This window comes from Pseudomonas ovata, from assembly GCF_003131185.1.
Taxonomy (GTDB): domain Bacteria; phylum Pseudomonadota; class Gammaproteobacteria; order Pseudomonadales; family Pseudomonadaceae; genus Aquipseudomonas; species Aquipseudomonas ovata.
Genome location: NZ_QFFU01000002.1, coordinates 444,633 through 462,318, shown reverse-complemented (window position 1 = coordinate 462,318; position 17,686 = coordinate 444,633). Strand labels below are relative to the sequence as shown.

Annotated in this window: 13 protein-coding genes and 1 pseudogene; 10 read left to right on the top strand and 4 right to left on the bottom strand. The window is 56.6% G+C overall.

Translation table 11 applies throughout. The features are described 5' to 3' along the window. Nucleotides 1-8: 8 nt before the first annotated feature. Both DGA31_RS05275 and DGA31_RS05270 read right to left on the bottom strand, forming a co-directional pair. Nucleotides 9-1,073, bottom strand: coding sequence for a maleylacetate reductase (locus DGA31_RS05275; protein WP_109511808.1), 1,065 nt, complete (start codon nucleotides 1,071-1,073; stop codon nucleotides 9-11). A 77-nt stretch (nucleotides 1,074-1,150) separates the two neighbouring features. Continuing rightward, nucleotides 1,151-1,534: a nuclear transport factor 2 family protein gene (locus DGA31_RS05270; RefSeq protein ID WP_024668243.1), complete on the bottom strand. Its 384-nt coding sequence runs from the start codon at nucleotides 1,532-1,534 to the stop codon at nucleotides 1,151-1,153. Between the two features lie 757 nt (nucleotides 1,535-2,291). Between DGA31_RS05270 and DGA31_RS05265 the strand changes: the two genes are divergently transcribed. From DGA31_RS05265 to DGA31_RS05230, 7 genes are all read left to right on the top strand, one after another. Then, nucleotides 2,292-3,146: a sugar phosphate isomerase/epimerase family protein gene (locus tag DGA31_RS05265; protein ID WP_109511807.1), complete on the top strand. Its 855-nt coding sequence runs from the start codon at nucleotides 2,292-2,294 to the stop codon at nucleotides 3,144-3,146. A gap of 97 nt (nucleotides 3,147-3,243) precedes the next feature. Further along, on the top strand, nucleotides 3,244-4,245 hold the full coding sequence (gene iolG, locus DGA31_RS05260) for an inositol 2-dehydrogenase (RefSeq protein ID WP_109511806.1): 1,002 nt from the start codon (nucleotides 3,244-3,246) through the stop codon (nucleotides 4,243-4,245). Nucleotides 4,246-4,436: 191 nt separating this feature from the next. After that, on the top strand, nucleotides 4,437-5,699 hold the full coding sequence (locus DGA31_RS05255; protein ID WP_109511805.1) for a sugar MFS transporter: 1,263 nt from the start codon (nucleotides 4,437-4,439) through the stop codon (nucleotides 5,697-5,699). A gap of 266 nt (nucleotides 5,700-5,965) precedes the next feature. Beyond that, nucleotides 5,966-6,919 carry a substrate-binding domain-containing protein gene (locus tag DGA31_RS05245; protein WP_109511803.1) on the top strand — a complete coding sequence of 318 codons (954 nt, stop codon included), beginning with the start codon at nucleotides 5,966-5,968 and terminating at the stop codon, nucleotides 6,917-6,919. Nucleotides 6,920-7,006: 87 nt separating this feature from the next. Beyond that, nucleotides 7,007-8,569 carry a sugar ABC transporter ATP-binding protein gene (locus DGA31_RS05240; protein ID WP_109511802.1) on the top strand — a complete coding sequence of 521 codons (1,563 nt, stop codon included), beginning with the start codon at nucleotides 7,007-7,009 and terminating at the stop codon, nucleotides 8,567-8,569. Between the two features lie 37 nt (nucleotides 8,570-8,606). Then, on the top strand, nucleotides 8,607-9,608 hold the full coding sequence (locus DGA31_RS05235; RefSeq protein WP_024668197.1) for an ABC transporter permease: 1,002 nt from the start codon (nucleotides 8,607-8,609) through the stop codon (nucleotides 9,606-9,608). Between the two features lie 207 nt (nucleotides 9,609-9,815). Beyond that, nucleotides 9,816-11,036 (top strand): maltoporin, encoded by a 1,221-nt coding sequence (locus DGA31_RS05230; protein WP_109511801.1) that lies wholly within the window; start codon nucleotides 9,816-9,818, stop codon nucleotides 11,034-11,036. A gap of 324 nt (nucleotides 11,037-11,360) precedes the next feature. Here DGA31_RS05230 and DGA31_RS30160 read toward each other — a convergent pair. Together DGA31_RS30160 and DGA31_RS05220 are read right to left on the bottom strand one after the other, a co-directional pair. Beyond that, a pseudogene (locus DGA31_RS30160) lies at nucleotides 11,361-11,621 on the bottom strand (Arm DNA-binding domain-containing protein); the annotation flags it as partial. A gap of 159 nt (nucleotides 11,622-11,780) precedes the next feature. Then, on the bottom strand, nucleotides 11,781-12,695 hold the full coding sequence (locus tag DGA31_RS05220) for a LysR family transcriptional regulator (protein ID WP_109511800.1): 915 nt from the start codon (nucleotides 12,693-12,695) through the stop codon (nucleotides 11,781-11,783). 343 nt (nucleotides 12,696-13,038) lie between these two features. Between DGA31_RS05220 and DGA31_RS05215 the strand changes: the two genes are divergently transcribed. The 3 genes from DGA31_RS05215 to DGA31_RS05205 all read left to right on the top strand — a co-directional run bounded on the left by DGA31_RS05215 (nucleotide 13,039) and on the right by DGA31_RS05205 (nucleotide 17,610). Further along, nucleotides 13,039-14,061 (top strand): zinc-dependent alcohol dehydrogenase family protein, encoded by a 1,023-nt coding sequence (locus DGA31_RS05215; RefSeq protein ID WP_056839171.1) that lies wholly within the window; start codon nucleotides 13,039-13,041, stop codon nucleotides 14,059-14,061. Nucleotides 14,062-14,632: 571 nt separating this feature from the next. Next, the gene (locus DGA31_RS05210) at nucleotides 14,633-16,135 is read left to right on the top strand and encodes a hypothetical protein (RefSeq protein WP_109511799.1); all 1,503 of its coding nucleotides are present in this window, start codon (nucleotides 14,633-14,635) and stop codon (nucleotides 16,133-16,135) included. A 77-nt stretch (nucleotides 16,136-16,212) separates the two neighbouring features. After that, a complete protein-coding gene (locus DGA31_RS05205; RefSeq protein WP_109511798.1) occupies nucleotides 16,213-17,610 on the top strand; it encodes an aminotransferase-like domain-containing protein in 1,398 nt (465 codons plus the stop codon). The last annotated feature ends 76 nt before the right edge of the window (nucleotides 17,611-17,686 follow it).

Genomic DNA, 17,686 nt, shown 5'->3' with positions numbered 1-17,686 from the left:
ATAGTTAGCTAAACAGGGCGTTTTCCTTCATATGCATCTTGCAGCAATTGGCGAATCCCCTCGCGCTCGATCGGTCGCGGGTTCCAATAGGGATTGCTGAGAGCAATGTCTGTCGCGCGATCAAGATCCACCTCGGTGAGCCCCAGCTCGCTCAGCTTCATGGGGGCACCGAGTTTTTGCGCGAGATCGAATAAAGCACCACCGGCTGAATCATGTTTCCCGCCCAGGGCTCGAACGATGCGCGCGGCTGCGTCCGGAGCCGCACTGGCGTTGTAGGCGATCGCGTGGGGCAGCACGATAGTGTGTGTCTGGGCGTGGGGGAGGTTGAAGCTGCCACCCAGCGTGTGACACAGCTTGTGATGCAGGGCCATGCCTACATGGCCAAGCACAGTGCTGCACAACCAGGCGCCATACAGACAATCGCTGCGGGCATCCAGATCGTCAGGCGTGTGGTTGATGCGCTCCAGTCCCTCGGCCATCGCACGAATGCCTTCTTCTGCAATCAGCGACATCACAGGGTTTCCATCTTGGGCATAGAGACCCTCTGCAGCGTGAGCGATGGCGTTCATGCCACTCATGATCGACATGCCCAGGGGGAGGGTAGCCGAAAGCTCTGGGTCATAGATCACAGTCTTCGGTAAGACTCGTGGATCTTTACCTGTTTTCTTGATGCCGTTTTCGGTCAGGCCATACACTGGCGTCATTTCCGAGCCAGCGTATGTCGTGGGGATTGCCAGAATTGGCAGGCCTGATTCCAGCGCGATTGCCTTACCCAAACCGGTAGTGGAACCGCCGCCAATGGCAATAGCACAATCAGCTCCCAGTTCCTTCGCAACTTCCCGCGCTTCACGAGCGGTCTCGATGGGGACATGCATCACTGCTTTATCGAAGATGCCGGCAGCACGCTTGCCCAGAATATCGGCGATTCGCTCAGCCTGATCACGTTGCTCGGGTGTGCACAACACAAGGGCGCGTCGGGATTCGAGGCGGTCAATCTCTGCCTCCAGCTGTTGAAGGGATCCTTTGCCAAAGATCACGCGAGCTGGCAGGCCGGTGTAAGTAAAGTTCTTCATTTTGTCAGGTGTTCCTGTCGTTGAGAGTTGGCGCGGCTATCTCTCAGGCCGTAGAGATCCGCTCTGGCAGTGCGCGTTTACGCTGGGATAGCTGTCGGCTGATAAGCGAGCAGCTTCCACTCGCCGTCGCGCTGTTCCCAGACGGCCAAGGCTTTATTGCGCAGCGTCTTGCGGACGCCACCTGCCGTGATTTCACCGTTCATCTCGCCGAAGACGAGCGCAATGTCCCCAACGACTTTGATGGACTCGATCGGATGTTCAATATGGTGATAGACATAAAATCCACCCAGGCACTTGTCGAGGTAGCTCTCAAGCGTATCAACGACTCCAGTGGAGTGGGCATAGCTCAAATCAGGATGCGCGTAAGCTTTGAAGGCGTTGAAATCGCCAGCGATGATTGCTTCATAGCGCTTGCTTTCCAGCTCGCGAATTAATTCTTCAACGGCGTTATGGTTTTTCATGCTAGGCCTCTTGGGGTCTCTCGTGGGCATGTGAGCGGGTGTCGAGGCATGCCTTTTCTTGTAGCCACCTGAAGCGGGCCTTCCCAGCTTCAGGTCAGTCCCAGCCTATAATTACGAATGGGCTTATAAAACCTCGCTTTTGGAAATCTTTATTTCATAGGTGGAAAAATATCCTATGAGCCTTTTATGCTGGTTCCTAGTGAGTAAAAGCGTCCGACGTTGGCCCAATGCTGCACCCTTAAAGATCAGCAAGGGTCCATCGAGCCTTTTCGATGGCTTGGATTCTTCCGCTGAGTGAAAAAGAGATTTCAGTTTCTGGTATTTTTCTTCCTAAAACGCATGCCTAAGATCGTCCCCACAACGACAGCTTCTCAAGCTGCACTAAAACAAGAACGGAGACATAGCGATGTACTTGCTCCTTGCCTTCCTCCAAATCTTCAGCGCCGCTGCGAAGGCGTTGTTGATTCCTGTATCCAATATGCACCGCACCGAGTGGGCGGCTAACGCTACGTCGGTCGAAGCAGCGCAATCTCGATTCAACATCAATCTTTCCTCTTGGCGTAAATGGGGATATCCCTCGGATTTTTCCCGGAATTCGTCGATCCCTCTCGGCGGAAGATCGTTCGCGAGCGCCTCTTCGGTAGCCAATTGGTATTGAAGTGCGATAACTGGAAACGCGTTTCCCTTTTACAGCTTGTCCTGGATCTAGCAGGGCTCGCACGCCTCAATCTTTGCAACTGCATCTCAGGAGTTACACATGAGCAATCAAAACGTCGAATTGTTGGCCGCCTACTTCACTCTGTCGGGTGACGTGTACCCGTTCGGCCCAACCGAAATCAGCCCATTCGCATTCCGGGATCGTGTAGAGGCTGCGGCTGAGGCCGGTTACAAGGGTGTGGGCCTCATTCACGTTGACCTGATGTCGACCGTTGATCGCATCGGTTTTCGCGAGATGCGCCACATCCTCGAAGCGAATGGAATCAAGCACATTGAGTTTGAGTTCCTGACCGACTGGTACCTGGACGGTGAGGCGCGCCGCGCCTCCGATAAAATGCGTGCGGAGCTTTTCAACGCCGCCCAGGAGCTGGGTGCTCGTGCAGTCAAGACCGCGCCAGGGCTACACCAGGAAGAAGCGAATATCCCGTTAATGGTCGAGCACTTTGGAAAACTGAGCGCTGAAGCCGCGACCTACGGTACCGACATCGTTCTGGAGATCATGCCGTTTAGTAACGTGCGTACGATCGATACTGCGCTGGCTCTGGTCCAGGGCGCGAACCACGACCACGGCAAGCTACTGCTGGACATTTGGCACTTAGCGCGTGGTGGTGTCGACTTCAGCGAGATTGCTCGCATCCCAGCAAAATTCATTGGCTCTGTCGAACTGGATGACGCTGACAAGTACGCCGTAGAGCCGCTGTGGCAAGACACTATCCACAAACGCCGTCTACCAGGCGAAGGCGTGCTGGATGTGCCGGCCTTCATCAAAGCCGTTCAGGCTACTGGCTACAATGGCCCATGGGGTGTGGAAGTGCTGTCGGAAGTCGTGCGCAAGCTGCCTCTGCAAGAGATGGCTCAGCGAACCTTCGAAACCACCATGTCTCAATTCAAGTAACGCTAGTAGATCCGCATGTTTTTGCGCGGTGGAAAATACCCACCGCGCCACCCCCCTAAAAATAATAGGCAGCCAGGCTGTCAAGGGAAAAACCATCATGTTGCGTATTGCCGTATTGGGTGCTGGGCGTATCGGAAAAATCCACGCCGCTAACGTCGCTACAAATCCTCGGACCAAACTGGTTGTGGTCGCTGACCCGTGGAAGGAGGGGGTTAATGCGCTGGCTTTGCAACTAGGTTGCGAGGCAGCCTACGACTATGCATCGGCCATTGAGCGTACTGACGTCGATGCTGTGCTTATTGGGACTCCTACTGAATTTCATATTGAGCTGATGCTGCAAGCTGTGAGGCTCGGCAAGCCCGTTATCTGCGAAAAGCCAATCGACATGGACTACGAGCGCGCGAAGGCTGCTGTCGATGAGCTTGAACGCCTGAATGGCCGGGTAATGCTGGCATTCAACCGCCGATTTGACCCCGATTATCTGCGCCTGCGTCGTGCAATCGACGATGGTGAAATCGGGGTGGTTCGACAAGTCATCATCACCAGTCGTGATCCGGCGTTGGCCGCAAGGGCCTACCTGGAAACGTCTGGGGGCATATTCCGTGACATGACCATCCACGACTTCGACATGGCTCGGAGCCTGCTTGGCGAGGAGCCCGTCGAGGTTTTTGCAGTCGGTAATCGACTGGTGGATCCGACGCTCGAATCGATTCCGGATTACGACAGTGTCATGGTGCTTATGCGCACCGCTTCTGGTCGTCAATGCCACATCAACTGTTGTCGTGAGGCCGTATATGGCTTTGATCAGCGCCTGGAAGTTTCCGGTTCCAAGGGCATGCTGTTGAACGAGAACCATCGTACGAACAGTGTCCGTCGTTATGGCGCAGAGGCGACTGACGTGGCGGATCCTCTTCTCAACTTTTTCCTGGAGCGTCACGCCGACTCCTACAAGATCGAGCTCAACAGCTTCCTGGATGCGGTTGAGAATAACAGCCCGATGCCAGCAACACCGCGTGATGGCCTGCGGGCGTTGCGCTTGGCGAACTGTGCGAGTGAGTCGGCTGAGACGGGCAAGATTGTAAGCGTAGGGAATCATTAATCTTTCCAGGTCGTGAGCCCCGGCCCCTGCAAGGGGCTCCATCTTACTGAGCAAAAAAACCAGAACGGATGTTTGAAGTTGACGTAGCAAAACATAGTTGCAAGGGGCTGGCACACCCGCCCTGGACCAGGGATTGAACATCGCCTGGCGTGCACTGATGACGGTTTACAAAACAAATAAAGGTACCGGTCATGAATACAGATACACAAGCCCTGAGCGGGCTGGCTCATAACCACGAAAAGCTTTCCTCGACGCGTATAGCCTTTATTTTCGTGACGAGTCTGTTTTTTATGTGGGGCCTCTCCCATGGACTTCTCGATGTGCTGAACAAGCACTTCCAAGACACCCTCCATATCTCTCGCGGGCAGTCAGGACTGGTTCAAACGGCCTACTTCGGGGCGTACTTCATCATTGCCTTGCCCGTCGGTCTGTTTATGGAGCGCTTTGGCTACAAGGCTGGAATTCTGGCAGGACTCGCATTGTTCGCTGTTGGGGCGCTGCTGTTTATTCCGGCTTCTATCGCCGGTACATTCGCGCCATTTTTGGTTGCGTTGTTTGTCCTGGCCTGCGGCCTAGGCTGCCTGGAAACCGCTGCAAACCTATATGCGGCTGCCTTGGGTGACCCTGCAAAATCAGAACAACGACTGACATTTGCTCAGTCTTTCAACGGTCTGGGAGCGTTCATCGGCCCGGTCATTGGTGGTGCGGTTTTCTTCGCCCCACCTATTGAATTCAATGGTAGCCGCGTTGATCTGGTTTCGGTGACGTATGGAGCGTTGGCATTCATTGTGATGTTGATGTTCATCGCCTTTGCTCGAATTCGTCTTCCCGAAATTCGCAACGAAAAATCCTCAGAAGCTCTCACGCCAAATGGAGATGAAGTTAGCCTTTGGAAGAAGAGCAGTTTTACTGGCGCGCTCGCCGCCCAGTTCTGTAACGTCGGTGCCTACGTCGGTATCGGTGCGTTCTTCATCAATTACACAATTGATCACTGGCAAGGGATCTCTGCTCAGAAAGCGTCCTATCTGCTTTCGCTCGGGATGCTGGCTTACATGATCGGTCGATTCGCTGGCACGTGGGTAATGCGCTACGTTCCCGCACGTTTATTGTTGATCCTCAATAGCTCGGTGAGCATGGTGCTGTGCATCGTTGCCATTGCTGGATTTGAGCGAATCTCGATCTTCGCGGTTGTCGCTATCTATCTGTTCATGTCAGTGATGTACCCAACGATTTTCGCGATGGGCATTCGTGGGCTCGGCACGCAGACCAAAAAAGCCGGTTCATGCCTGGTGATGACGCTCGTGGGTGGTGCCTTTGTTCCATTGCTGATGGGTGTACTCGCCGATCACTTCGGCATTGCTACGGCGTTTTATGTGCCACTGGCATGTTTTGCAGTCATCGCCTGGTATGGACTGAGTCAGCCGCCCGTCACCCCGACTGCTAAACCTCACTAAGTCAAAGTCCACGCAACGATGTGTGGCGGCCCCGCTTCGCGAGGCCTGCTGCAGCGGATTCGGCTTGTCAGAGATTATCTATTGGCGGTAGTCGGCGAGCTTAAGCCCAGGAGGGAAGCTGAGTTCGAAACCGCTGTCGTTCAGCCCTTCATGGTCATCCGGATAAACCAGGACCAGGCAGAGCAATATAGCGCGATCCAATAACTGGCTTCTAAGCCGAGGATATTTCGGCGGGTGCCTGTACCGATACATTTGAGGACTTCGAGATGAAAACCAACAATAAACATCGAATGCTAGCTACCGCAGTGGCAACTATTTTGCTGATGACGAACGCAGCCACGTTTGCCGCTGGTGAAAAGATCGCAGTGAGCTTCCAGACGCTCTCAATTCCCTTCTTCATCTTCATGCACGAGCAGGTTGTTCAAGAGGCTAAAACATTAGATGTCAAGCTGCTTGTTCAGGACGCCCAGGCTTCATCTTCCAAACAGAGCTCAGACATCGAAAACTCGCTGACACAAGGCGTCGCCGCGGTTGTATTGACGCCAAACGATGTCACGGCGCTCGCGCCTGCGATCAATGATGTATTGGACGAGAAGGTGCCGGTAATTGCAGTTGACCGGCGCGTAGAGGGAACCTCTTCACCCGTCCCATTCGTCACAGCAGACAACGTGGCGGGTGGTCGGCTTATGGGCGACTGGGTAGTAAAGAACCTGCCAACAGGCGCCAATGTGGTGCTCATCACCGGTCAGATCGGTTCCACAACTGCGATGGATCGTGCGAAGGGCGTGCATCAATCACTGAGCGCTGCCGGTAGCAAGTTCAAGCTCGTCGCTGAGCAATCCGGAGAGGCTGATCGGGCCAAGGCGATGTCGGTGGTCGAGAACATTCTCACCGCTTCGGCAGGTAATCCACCTGATGTGATCATCTGCTCCACCGGCGATATGACGCTTGGAGCTGTCGAAGCGGTGCGCGGCATGGGGCTGGGCGACAAGATAAAGATTATTGGCTATGACGCCTATCCTGAAGTGCTCAAAAGCATCAAGGCTGGTGAGATCACAGGCATCGTCGAGCAGAGCCCAAGCAAGCAGATTCGCACAGCACTGCGCCTGGCTGTGGACAACATCAGAAACGGCACCAAGATCGAGTCGGTGACCATTACGCCATTCATGGTCACGCGGGAAAACCTTGATCAGGCCGAGCAGTTCAGCGCTATCAAGTAGTCCATGGGGTCACGCTTTTGAAGGCAGTGGGGGAGGGAGCAATGCTTCCTCCCTTGTGTAGCGAAACCGGGGCTGGGAGGCATCGAGATGAACGATAGGCTGCTGCAAGTTCGCAATATCAAGAAGACCTTTCCGGGTGTCGTCGCGCTCAACGGCGTACAGCTCGAAGTCGGGAAAGGTGAAGCCCATGCTTTGCTGGGTGAAAACGGCGCCGGCAAGTCCACCATTCTAAAGATCCTGGCTGGGGCTCAGCCCGCGGATGCTGGTCAAGGCTCACTTGAATTCAATGGTCACGTGCTTGGGGAGCATGACACCCCCATACATCGCCAGGAGGTAGGCATCATTACGATCTACCAGGAATTCAACCTTATTGCCGACATGTCAGTCGCCGAGAATATGTACCTGGGTCGTGAACCACTACGACATGGTTTCGTTGACTGGAAGCAGATGTTCAGTGACGCGCAGCATGTGCTGGACGATCTTGGTTTGCACATTACGCCAAAGACAATGGTTCGCAAGCTGAGCGTGGCAGAGCAGCAAATGGTCGAGATCGCCAAGGCGCTCACCATGAATGCAAAGCTCATCATCATGGATGAACCTACGGCTGCGCTCAGTGGCCGTGAAGTCGACAAACTTCACGAAGTCATTGCAGATTTGAAGGCTAAAGGGATCAGCATCATCTATGTGTCGCACAAGCTCAACGAAGTGAAGGCGTGTTGTGATCGCTATACCATCTTTCGCGACGGAGCCTACATCATCTCTGGCGACGTTTGCGACGTTAGTGTTGATGACATTGTTCGACTGATGGTTGGCCGGGACGTGGAGTTTGTCCGCAAACCGCTCACGGGAGCACCAGGTGAGGTGATGCTGAAGGTGCAAAGTGTTTCCAGAACAGCGGCTGGTGGAGGAAGGAGTCTTCATGCGACGCCATTGCTCGACATGTCAGTCGATGTACGGGCAGGGGAAATTGTTGGTTTCGCTGGGCTGGTGGGAGCAGGCCGCACTGAGCTGGCTCGCGTGATTTTCGGTGCCGACGGATGCGATGAAGGGATGATCTACGTCAATGGACGCCAAGTCTCGCCATTCAAATCTCCCAAAGAAGGTATCGCCGCTGGCGTTGCGCTTGTTCCTGAGGACAGGAAGCAACAGGCCTGCTTTTTGAGCCACTCAATCCGTTGGAATATGAGTTTGCCCAGTCTGGGCGGATTGCAGCGTTGGGGCATGTTTATCGATGACCGGGCTGAAACCCAGCTCATCCAGGACTACCAGAAGCGACTGCGTATCAAGATGGCTAACGACAGCGTGGCCATTGGAACACTGTCTGGCGGCAACCAACAGAAAGTGATCCTGGCTCGCTGTATGGCCCTCAAGCCGAAGGTGCTCATCGTCGATGAGCCAACGCGCGGCATCGACGTAGGGGCCAAGGCGGAAGTTCATCAACTTCTGTTCGACATGGCCCGTGCCGGCGTCGCCGTGATAGTGATTTCTTCCGAGTTACCTGAAGTCATGGCGGTCAGCGACCGGATTGTCACGTTCCGTGAAGGACAGATAACCGGCATTGTCTCGGCTGATGAGGCAACTGAAGAGCTTCTCATGGCGCGTATGGCTCAAGGCGTGAGCTCATCGTTTTCGCAGCAAGGCGTGGCCTGAACGGGTTGCACCCGCATCGTCTATCGAGTAAATAAAAATGATCAAGCCAGCATCGAGTGAATCAGTCGTGGAACGCGGGAAAAAGATTGAGATAGTCGGGTTCTTTGAGAAGTATGGCGTGTTATTGTTTCTCGTCGCACTTATCGTCATTTTCACCCTGTACAACCCAATGTTCCTGTCTGCGCGAAACATCAAAAACATCCTTACCGAAGTGTCGATCTACGGGATCATAGGTGTGGGAATGACCTATGTGATTCTCACCGGGGGAATCGATCTCGCGGTGGGGTCGCTGCTCGCATTCGCAGCCATCAGCGGTGCATTTTTGATGCAGGCACTCGGCGGCGACTTCTTCATGGGATGGCTCGTTGCGATGCTCGCAGCTTGCGCTGTCGGCACAATGGCGGGATACCTCCATGGCAAGGTGGTTACGCGGTTCGGCGTACCTGCATTCATCGTGACCCTTGGCGGTTTGACCGTATGGCGCGGTGCGACACTCATTGTGAATGATGGCGCGCCTGTGAGCGGTTTCAATGAAGCCTTCCGCTGGTGGGGAAGAGGGGACGTACTGGGTGTACCGGTTCCTGTTCTGGTCTTTCTGGTGGTCGCTCTGGTGGGATACATCGCGCTGCGCTACACGCGATATGGCCGGCAGGTTTATGCCGTTGGCGGTAACCCCGAAGCAGCGCGACTCTCAGGATTGAGTGTTCAATCTGTCGTTCTGAGTGTTTATGTCATAACCGGCTTCCTTGCTGGGCTGGCTGGATTCCTGCTCTCCGCCCGACTTGGATCTGCTGAGGCCGTTGCCGGCACGGGTTACGAGCTGCGCATTATCGCTTCAGTGGTGATCGGTGGTACCAGCCTGTTTGGTGGTTTAGGTGGCGTCGGCGGCACGATTGTCGGAGCGTTGCTCATCGGCGTACTCATCAATGGCCTGGTGATCATGAACGTGTCCGCGTATTACCAACAAGTGGTGATTGGAATCATCATCGTGTTGGCGGTCGGTTTCGATACGTATGCCAAATCCAGAGGCAAATCATGATTGGCTGAAGCGCCATAGAAAGTTTTTAACCGCCCCCCTGGAGCCTCACCTGTAGGTGACTTTAACGGTCGATCTCGCAAGGTTGGCTCCAGGCTGTATACACACGATGCAACTTGAGAAAAGCCCACGTCGCTGGAAGAGAAATCTTCCGGGCAGGGTTCGGCTGTCCCAAGAAAACCCAATAAAAATAATAAGTGGAGACGCAACATGCGATTAAAGACTGTTTTCTGGAGTGTAGGTTTGGCTGTAGCGATGCCGTTGTCTGCAAATGCGCTGGATTTCAGCGGCTATCTTCGTACGGGTACGGGTAACGCCCTTGATGGCGGCCGTCAGTCCTGCTTCCAGCTTCCGGGCGCGCAATCCAAGTACCGGTTGGGTAACGAGTGCGAACAGTACTTTGAGTTTGATCTGCGCCAGGAACTTCTCGAACTCGATGATGGCTCCGCCATTAGTGTCGAGGGTATGGCTCAGCTGTACAACCAGTACGGCCATACGCCGAAATTTACCGGGAACTACGGCTTTGCGCGAATGAATCAAATGTATGCTGAATGGAGCAAAATGCCCGCGCTTAACGGAGGCTCTTTTTGGGCGGGCCGCCGTTACTACAATCGAAATAGTATTGAAATGAGTGACTACTTCTACTGGAACCAAAGTTCGAATGGTTTCGGCTTTGATCAGGTAGGTATCGGTGATCTCAAATACAGTTACGTTTTTTCTCGCAAAGACAATCTCTTCCAAAAAGACTTCATCAACCGCCACGACTTCACCGTCAGTGGCTTCGATACCAATCCCGGTGGAGCCTTGCAATTGGGCGTGAGCTTCCTCGACAAGCCAGATAACAAAGATGACTCGCACACTGGTTGGTCAGCCATCGCCCAGCACAAGCAGAAAGGCTTTCTTGGCAGCCTTAATACTTTCGCGGTGCAATATGGACAGGGCCCAGGAACGGCTTTGAGTTACACCGGCGACCCAACCCTGGACAACGCAAACCAGAGTTGGCGCATGGTGGAGTACTTCGACTGGCAAATGACTTCGCGATTCAGTGGGCAGTTCCAGATCGTCTATCAAAAGGACAAACGTCCGGACGGCGATGATCAAAACTGGCTTTCTGTGGGGGTACGCCCGGTCTATGCATTCACTGAACAATTCAAATTGAGCACCGAAATCGGTCGAGACCAAGTGGAGGCCCCTGGTGGGACGCGCAAACTGACGAAGTTCACCATTGCGCCTACTTGGTCTCCTGCAGGGCCTGGCTACTGGAACCGTCCAGAGCTTCGTCTGTATTACACCTATGCGTCCTGGAACGAAGCAGCCCAACGCGCAGCGAATCAAATGGCGGCTGGGTCAGCGCTTTCGGATACCGGTGCCTTTGGTAATGCCTTGCATGGCTCGAACGTTGGTGTGCAGCTTGAGTATTGGTGGAAATAGGCGAATCAGCCAACAGGGTTACGTCAACTGACCTCCGGGAAGCCCTACCGCCAGCGAAGTCTGGGTAGGGCTTTCGACTGTTGAATTGTAAGGAGGACCTGTATAGGGCTCACGCCAGCATTGGTTTTGTTTTTTGAATCAGGACCTAGCGCTGAGCGCGCTTATTGACGTAGTGAACAACAAGGTTGCGAGCGCTTCTAACGTTTTTTTCTGACATTCTCCGAGAGCATTTCTATATGCCAAGGCCCGTTGTAACCGGTTAACCTGACGGACTCTATAAAACCAGTCAAATCGAAGGCTCCATCTGCGCAGAGCTGGCGCCGGTGCCACGTCGCGGCGTGCGCCGCGGGCAATGTCATGCGCCTCCTTGAGGTTGAGGCCAATGTCGGAGTAAGCGCCGATGGAGCAGCGGTTTTCCTTCCCATGCAGCCGATACTTCAATCGCTAAACCTTGGAAAGGGATTTGCCGACCTTGCTCGACGCCCTGACCTCCAAGTAGAGGCCAGGAACTTCGCCATCGGCGTGTTTACCAGATTCGGTCAGCGAGCGGATCAAGGCCTCGCTGAGTTTCCGTTTGAAAACAATCGCATTATCTGGGGGGCATCCTTTTTAAGGAGCCTAAATTTGCGCCCAATCAGGCCCCCGTGAGCCGTGGAAGCCATTGGATCTAGACAGGCGCTTGGAGACTAAGGTCTCAATAGGTGATTGTTATAAAAAGACTTTATGGGATTTAGTGAAAGTCCATCACAAGCTATCGGGATCCCCAAAAAACATCTGAATCCGCGACCTCAACCACCTCTCCGCCGGGTCATTGTCCTGTGCCCCGCGCCAGGCCATGTGCAACTCGAAGGTCTGCGACTCCAGCGGCAGGTCCTCGGACCTGACCCCGCCGTTGGCGGTCAGCACTTCGGCGGCATAGTCCGGCACCGTGGCAATGATGTCGGTGCCGGCCAGCAAGGTCGCCAAGCCGTTGAACTGCGGCACCGCCAGCACTACATGGCGCTTGCGCCCCAGTTTTTCCAGGTATTCATCCATGAACCCCGACAGGTCGCCGGCAAAGGACACCAAGGCATGCGGGCGGTTGCAGAAGTCGTCCAGGCTCAGCGGGCCGGGGATGGTGTCGGCGCGCAGCACTTGTGGGCGGCTGCGGCGCAGGACCTTGCGCTTGGCATTGGCTGGCAGGTCGCTGGTGTAGCTGACGCCCACCGAGATTTCGCCCGAGGCCAGCAGGGCCGGCATCAGGATGTAATTGACCCGGCGCACCACCAGCACGATGCCGGGGGCTTCGGAGCGCAGGCGCTTGAGCAGTGAGGGCAGCAGGGCGAATTCCACTTCATCGGACAGGCCGATGCGGAACACGGCATTGCTGGTGGCCGGGTCGAACTCCGAGGCGCGGCTGACGGCCGTGGAAATCGAGTCCAGGGCCGGTGACAACAGGCTGAAGATTTCCGTGGCCCTGGCAGTGGGCTCCATGCTGCGCCCGGTGCGCACGAACAACGGGTCGTCGAACAGCCCGCGCAGGCGCGACAGGGCGGCGCTGATGGCGGGCTGGCCGAGAAACAGTTTTTCGGCGGCACGGGTCACGCTGCGCTCGTGCATCAGGGTTTCAAAGACGATCAGCAGGTTGAGGTCGACACGACGCAGGTCATTGCGGTTCATACGTGGGGGCTCGGGCCATTTGTCGATTCGGACATGTCGCGTAGGGCTGTAGGAAAACGCCTTGTATCGACACCGGTGCGCATAGTACGGGCAAACGGCACGGGGGCGGAACGATTAATTCGTGCGGGGCAGGATGCGGGTCAACGGTGTCGAACGGTTGCAAAGTGCCGGCCACATGCGAACAATGGCCGCCGCCTGTGCCGGGAAGGGAACGTCTCGACAGCAGATCGTATCTATTGCGAATCGATGACAGGCATGTCGACTATTAACAGCCACTGACTGGTTCTGCCGGGAAAGCCCGGATAAAGTGCAGGGCATCTAGGTTCAAAAGGCGAGGTTCTCAATGTCCCGCACGATCCGTTTTCACCAGTTTGGCCCGGCCGAGGTGCTCAAGCTCGAAGAGCATCCCGCCGCGCTGCCTGCGCCTGGCGAAGTGCAAATACGCGTCCAGGCGATTGGCATCAGCTGGTACGACGTTCTCTGGCGGCAGAACCTGGCCAGCTCCAAGGCGCGCCTGCCGGCAGGCCTGGGCTATGAAATGGCCGGCGTGGTGACGGCTGTGGGCGTCGGTGTCGAGGACCTGGCGGTGGGCGACAAGGTGGCCAGCTTTCCGGCAGCCGACCCCAACCAGCATCCGGTGTACGGCGAAGTGATCGTGTTGCCGCGTACGGCCCTGACCCGCTATCCCGACGTGCTGACGCCTGCCCAGGCCAGTGTGCATTACACCCCCTTGCTGATTGCTTATTTCGCCTATGTCGATCTGGCGCGCATCAAGGCCGGTCAGACCGTGCTGGTGACCGACGCCAGCCACTGCGCAGGACCGTGCTTTGTGCAACTGGGCAAGGCCCTGGGCGTCAAGGTCATTGCCGCCACCAAGACTGCCGATGCCCGCGACTACCTGTTGTCGCTGGGTGCCGACAAGGTGGTGGTTACCGAAGAGCAGGACCTGTTGATGACCATCAACAAATACACGGCCAATCGCGGTGTGGATGGGGTGTTCGACGGGCTTGGCGGGCCGCAGATGTCGCTGATGGGCGATGTGCTCGCGCCGCGTGGCAGCCTGGTCCTGTACGGCCTGCAAGGTGGCAACCAGACGCCGTTTCCGGCCTGTGCAGCGTTTCAGAAGAACATCCAGTTCTATGTGCATTGCCTGGGTAACTTCACCGGCAAGCCGGAGCTGGGCATTGATCAGGACGCCGAGTCGTTGCAGCGCGCCTTGCGCGACATCAATCAATTGACTGCCGATCGTGTGTTGCAGCCGCTGGCGATTCGCCCGTTTGCCTTTGAGCAAGTGGTGCAGGCACACCGTTATATGGACGGTTGTCCGATTGGCGGGCGAGCGGTGCTGGAAGTGACGACTGACTGATCACGTTGGCGCGGTTAGCGGCTGCTTTTCTTCAGGCCGATACAGTAAGGCCGAATTTTTAGAGCATTCCCCAAGTCAAGGCATTGATTGTTTCCAATCAATGCCTTTTTCTGCTTTTGGCTCCTACACGGGGCTGCCGTTATTGTAGGAAAGTTCTCTACTAACCAGGGTCTGTGTCTGGTATTTCAATGCGTGATTAAACAACGCGGGTCTGTAGGGTTCTATGGTTTCAAGTGGCCTGGACCCTGACTGTTTTTCCAGGTGCCTTGGCGCGGGCCAGTCGCCACCGGTCTGGCGCCTGGAATTCACGGTTTCAAGCCTTGAGTAAAACGGCGTTTTCAGGTGTTTAAAAAGGCAGGAGTGTCGGGTCGATGTTTAATTCGATGCGTGTATTCATGCCGCTGAGTTAATGTTTTGCGCCTGGCCTGTCGCTTGTAATCGAGGGAGTGATATTGATAATGAATTGATAACTACTACTCAGGGAATGAGCCATGTTCGGTTGTCAGATCCATTGTCTACTCCGCTTCACGCTATCGGCGGTTTCAACTTCGCGACGGGCAGGGCCAGCATGATGAGTGCCATTCATGAACAAGCCATGAACTATGTCTACCAGCAAGTGCTGCAACGGCTGCTGGGTTATTTCACCCGGGCCGAACGCACCGCCCTGCAATTGCTGATACAGCGCCTGATCGTGGCCGCTGGCGGCATTGAGCGCATGAGCAGCTTCACGGTCATGATTGCCTTTGGCGGCGGCAAGGACAGCGCCTACACCGTGGCCTTGCTGCGTGCAGCCCAGTTGAGCATTGCGGCAAGGGCGCCCGGCACCTTCAACCTGCGTGTGGCCACCCTGCGCCATGCCGGCATCACGCCGGCGGTGATGGGTAACATTCATCGGGTCTATTCGGCGCTGTTCCTGTATGACGATCCGCGGGTCGAAATGCTGGTGTTCGACCATCAGTACACACATGCCTTCGAGCCGGACCTGCCATTTTCCAGTGCCGGACGCGAGCAGAATCGCTGCGACATGCTGCAGGCCGGGCACCTGTCGGCGGGTGATGCACGCACCACGTTCTGCAACAGTTGCTACCTGGGGCTGGCGCAATTTCTGGGGCGGGCCATCAGTTGGGGCAATGGCGCCGACGCGGTGGTCAGTGGCGACTCGCGCAAGGAACAGAAGCAATACATCACCTGGCTGATGCGCCTGGCCCAGGGCAGCGGCCTGCACACCGGGCACTGGCGTAACCAGAGCCTGCAGAGCGTCATGCGCAGTCTGGATCATATCGGCCAGACCTGGCTGCATGAGCTGTACGGTGAGGACGAGCCAGAGGTGTCCTGCGTTCGACCACCGCTGCTGCCGGCCAAACCGCTGAACCCGACCTTCGTGCCCATCAATGACCTGGTGTGCGGCAAGGCCGATGATCACTGGAACCTGCTGACCGAGTTTCTGGCGTTTCGCTTCGAGGACCTGGCCTTCAGCTTCAGTGAGTCCGATTGCGCCAACCCGTTGCTCATGGCCCATATGCAGGGGCTGCGGGCGCAGTGGGTCGAGCAGCGCGAGTATGCCGACGGGATTGCCGACTACCTGGTCCTGGCACGCAGCCTGATGCGCAGCAAACAGATGCCGGTGCGACTGATCGAGCAAGCCATGGCCGCCTATGACGGCGAGCAGCGCATCGAGGCGCGACGCGAACTGGCGGCTGATTTTGCCCAGCAAGCCTATGACCTGAGCGAGGCACAACTGGTGTGCATGCTGTTCTCGCCCTTTGTCGATGGCGGGGCAGGGCTGGAAGCGTTCTTGCGCCGTTGTCATCCCGGCATGCTGGTGGCCCTGGCCGACCTGCACCGGGCGCTGGACGGCCAGAGTGCGCCGGATCAGGTGCTACTGTGGCTGGTGGAAATCAGCGGGCTGAGCCTGCCAGGCTTGCAAGGGCTGTACAAGCGCCAGTCCCTGACGCGCACCGACCCCACCTCCATCATCGCCCGTATCCGCCTGGCCGACCCTGATCAGCGGCGTATCCGCCGCGTCGATCCACACAGCGGCGAACTTCAGGTCGTCAGGCTTACGGGCCGCTGATCGCTGTGCCGATGCCGGCTTGCCTGAACGCAAAGCCCGGCGCTTGATTTCCATGCTCGATCCCCCGGTTGCCTGCCATGAAAGACAAAAACGATTTCGCCTACCAGGCGGTGTATCGCTATCTCGTTCGCCTGATCAACGAGGTGCAGACCGATTCGACCCTCAAGATGCCTTCGCTGCGCCAGTTGGCACGACGCCTGCGGGTGTCGATCTCGACCATCCAGAGCGCCTACTCGCTGTTGGAACAAGAGGGGCGGATCTGCTCGGTGCCCAAGTCGGGGTACTACGCCTTGCCCGCCAGTTGTGAAGAAACGCTGACGGGTGAGGGCGGCAGTGTGCTCGACAGGCTTTACCATAACGTGCGCAGGCCCGGGGTAAACATGCTCTCGGGCGACGAGCCGAGCCTGTTGCTGGCATCGCAGGGTGTATTGCTGGGCACCGAGCGCGAGCTGGTGCGCCAATACCCGCAACGGCTGGATACCGGCTTCCAGCCGTTCGGCGACATGGAGCTGCGCAGCGCCCTGGCCGCACGCTATACCCACGATGCCCAGGACTGCTGGCATGCCGAGCAGGTGTACATCGGGCCCGACCTGCTGGGCATGCTCAAGGCGGTGGTGCACACCTTGCGCCTGGCCGGAAGCTGCGTACTGGTCGAGTCACCCTGCCACTGGACTCAACTGCGGTTGCTGCAATCCTTGCAGGTGCAGGTGGTGGAAATGCCACTGGATGATGACGGGGGGGTACGCCTGGCAGCACTGGAGCAACTGCTGACAGAACACAGCATCAGCCTGGCGATCCTGTCTTCACGGCTCAACCCGGTACGCGGCAGCGTCGCCCCGTTGCATAACCGCCAGGCCATGGCGCATCAGCTCAATCGCCAGCACATCTGGGTGCTGGAAAATGACAGCCACGGCGAACTGGCTTTCGAACCGCGCGACACTTGCCTGCGCGAGTGGATTGATCCGCAGCGGCTGTTGATTCTGGGCAGCTTCGACAAACTGCTCGGGCCCGAGGCGCCCTACGGTTATCTGTTGTGCCGGCATTTCGAGCCGTTATGGCAAGACTATTTTTTGCTGCGAGCCTTCGATCTGCCACCTGTGCGACAGAAAGCCATTGCACGGCTGTGCAGCAGTGGACGGATGGATCAGCACCTGACCGAGTTGCGTGGCTTGCTTGAAGCCCGCATGCAGGTCATGGGGCAACTGATGGATCAGCACCTGGGCCGCTGGGTTCGCTTTGAAATGCCCCGGGGCGGCAGCGGTATCTGGGCCGAAACCCAGCAAGGCGTAGATTTGCGCCAGGTATTCGACACGCTGCTGGCCCGTCGGCTGGTCATCGCGCCGGGCGAATTGTTCAGCCTGAGCGGTTTGCACCGCCAGTACCTGCGCATCGGCTACGCGCTGGACTGGCACCAGGATGTGCCAAAAATGCTTGAAAACGTTGGCGAGGCCATAAGGCTCAGTCAAATTCGCTGAGTAGTCGATGTGTCAGGCCCCGGACCAGGCGCCCCAAGTCTGCCAGGTCGCTGTCGGTGAGTGATCGCTGTGCGGC

What these genes read in the sequence shown, in the direction of transcription:
- DGA31_RS05215 (WP_056839171.1), top strand. Translation starts at nt 13,039, where the DNA reads ATGTCCCGCACGATCCGTTTTCACCAGTTTGGCCCGGCCGAGGTGCTC.
- DGA31_RS05205 (WP_109511798.1), top strand. Translation starts at nt 16,213, where the DNA reads ATGAAAGACAAAAACGATTTCGCCTACCAGGCGGTGTATCGCTATCTC.
- DGA31_RS05245 (WP_109511803.1), top strand. Translation starts at nt 5,966, where the DNA reads ATGAAAACCAACAATAAACATCGAATGCTAGCTACCGCAGTGGCAACT.
- DGA31_RS05235 (WP_024668197.1), top strand. Translation starts at nt 8,607, where the DNA reads ATGATCAAGCCAGCATCGAGTGAATCAGTCGTGGAACGCGGGAAAAAG.
- DGA31_RS05265 (WP_109511807.1), top strand. Translation starts at nt 2,292, where the DNA reads ATGAGCAATCAAAACGTCGAATTGTTGGCCGCCTACTTCACTCTGTCG.
- DGA31_RS05255 (WP_109511805.1), top strand. Translation starts at nt 4,437, where the DNA reads ATGAATACAGATACACAAGCCCTGAGCGGGCTGGCTCATAACCACGAA.
- iolG (WP_109511806.1), top strand. Translation starts at nt 3,244, where the DNA reads ATGTTGCGTATTGCCGTATTGGGTGCTGGGCGTATCGGAAAAATCCAC.
- DGA31_RS05220 (WP_109511800.1), bottom strand. Translation starts at nt 12,695, where the DNA reads ATGAACCGCAATGACCTGCGTCGTGTCGACCTCAACCTGCTGATCGTC.
- DGA31_RS05240 (WP_109511802.1), top strand. Translation starts at nt 7,007, where the DNA reads ATGAACGATAGGCTGCTGCAAGTTCGCAATATCAAGAAGACCTTTCCG.
- DGA31_RS05270 (WP_024668243.1), bottom strand. Translation starts at nt 1,534, where the DNA reads ATGAAAAACCATAACGCCGTTGAAGAATTAATTCGCGAGCTGGAAAGC.
- DGA31_RS05275 (WP_109511808.1), bottom strand. Translation starts at nt 1,073, where the DNA reads ATGAAGAACTTTACTTACACCGGCCTGCCAGCTCGCGTGATCTTTGGC.
- DGA31_RS05210 (WP_109511799.1), top strand. Translation starts at nt 14,633, where the DNA reads ATGAGTGCCATTCATGAACAAGCCATGAACTATGTCTACCAGCAAGTG.
- DGA31_RS05230 (WP_109511801.1), top strand. Translation starts at nt 9,816, where the DNA reads ATGCGATTAAAGACTGTTTTCTGGAGTGTAGGTTTGGCTGTAGCGATG.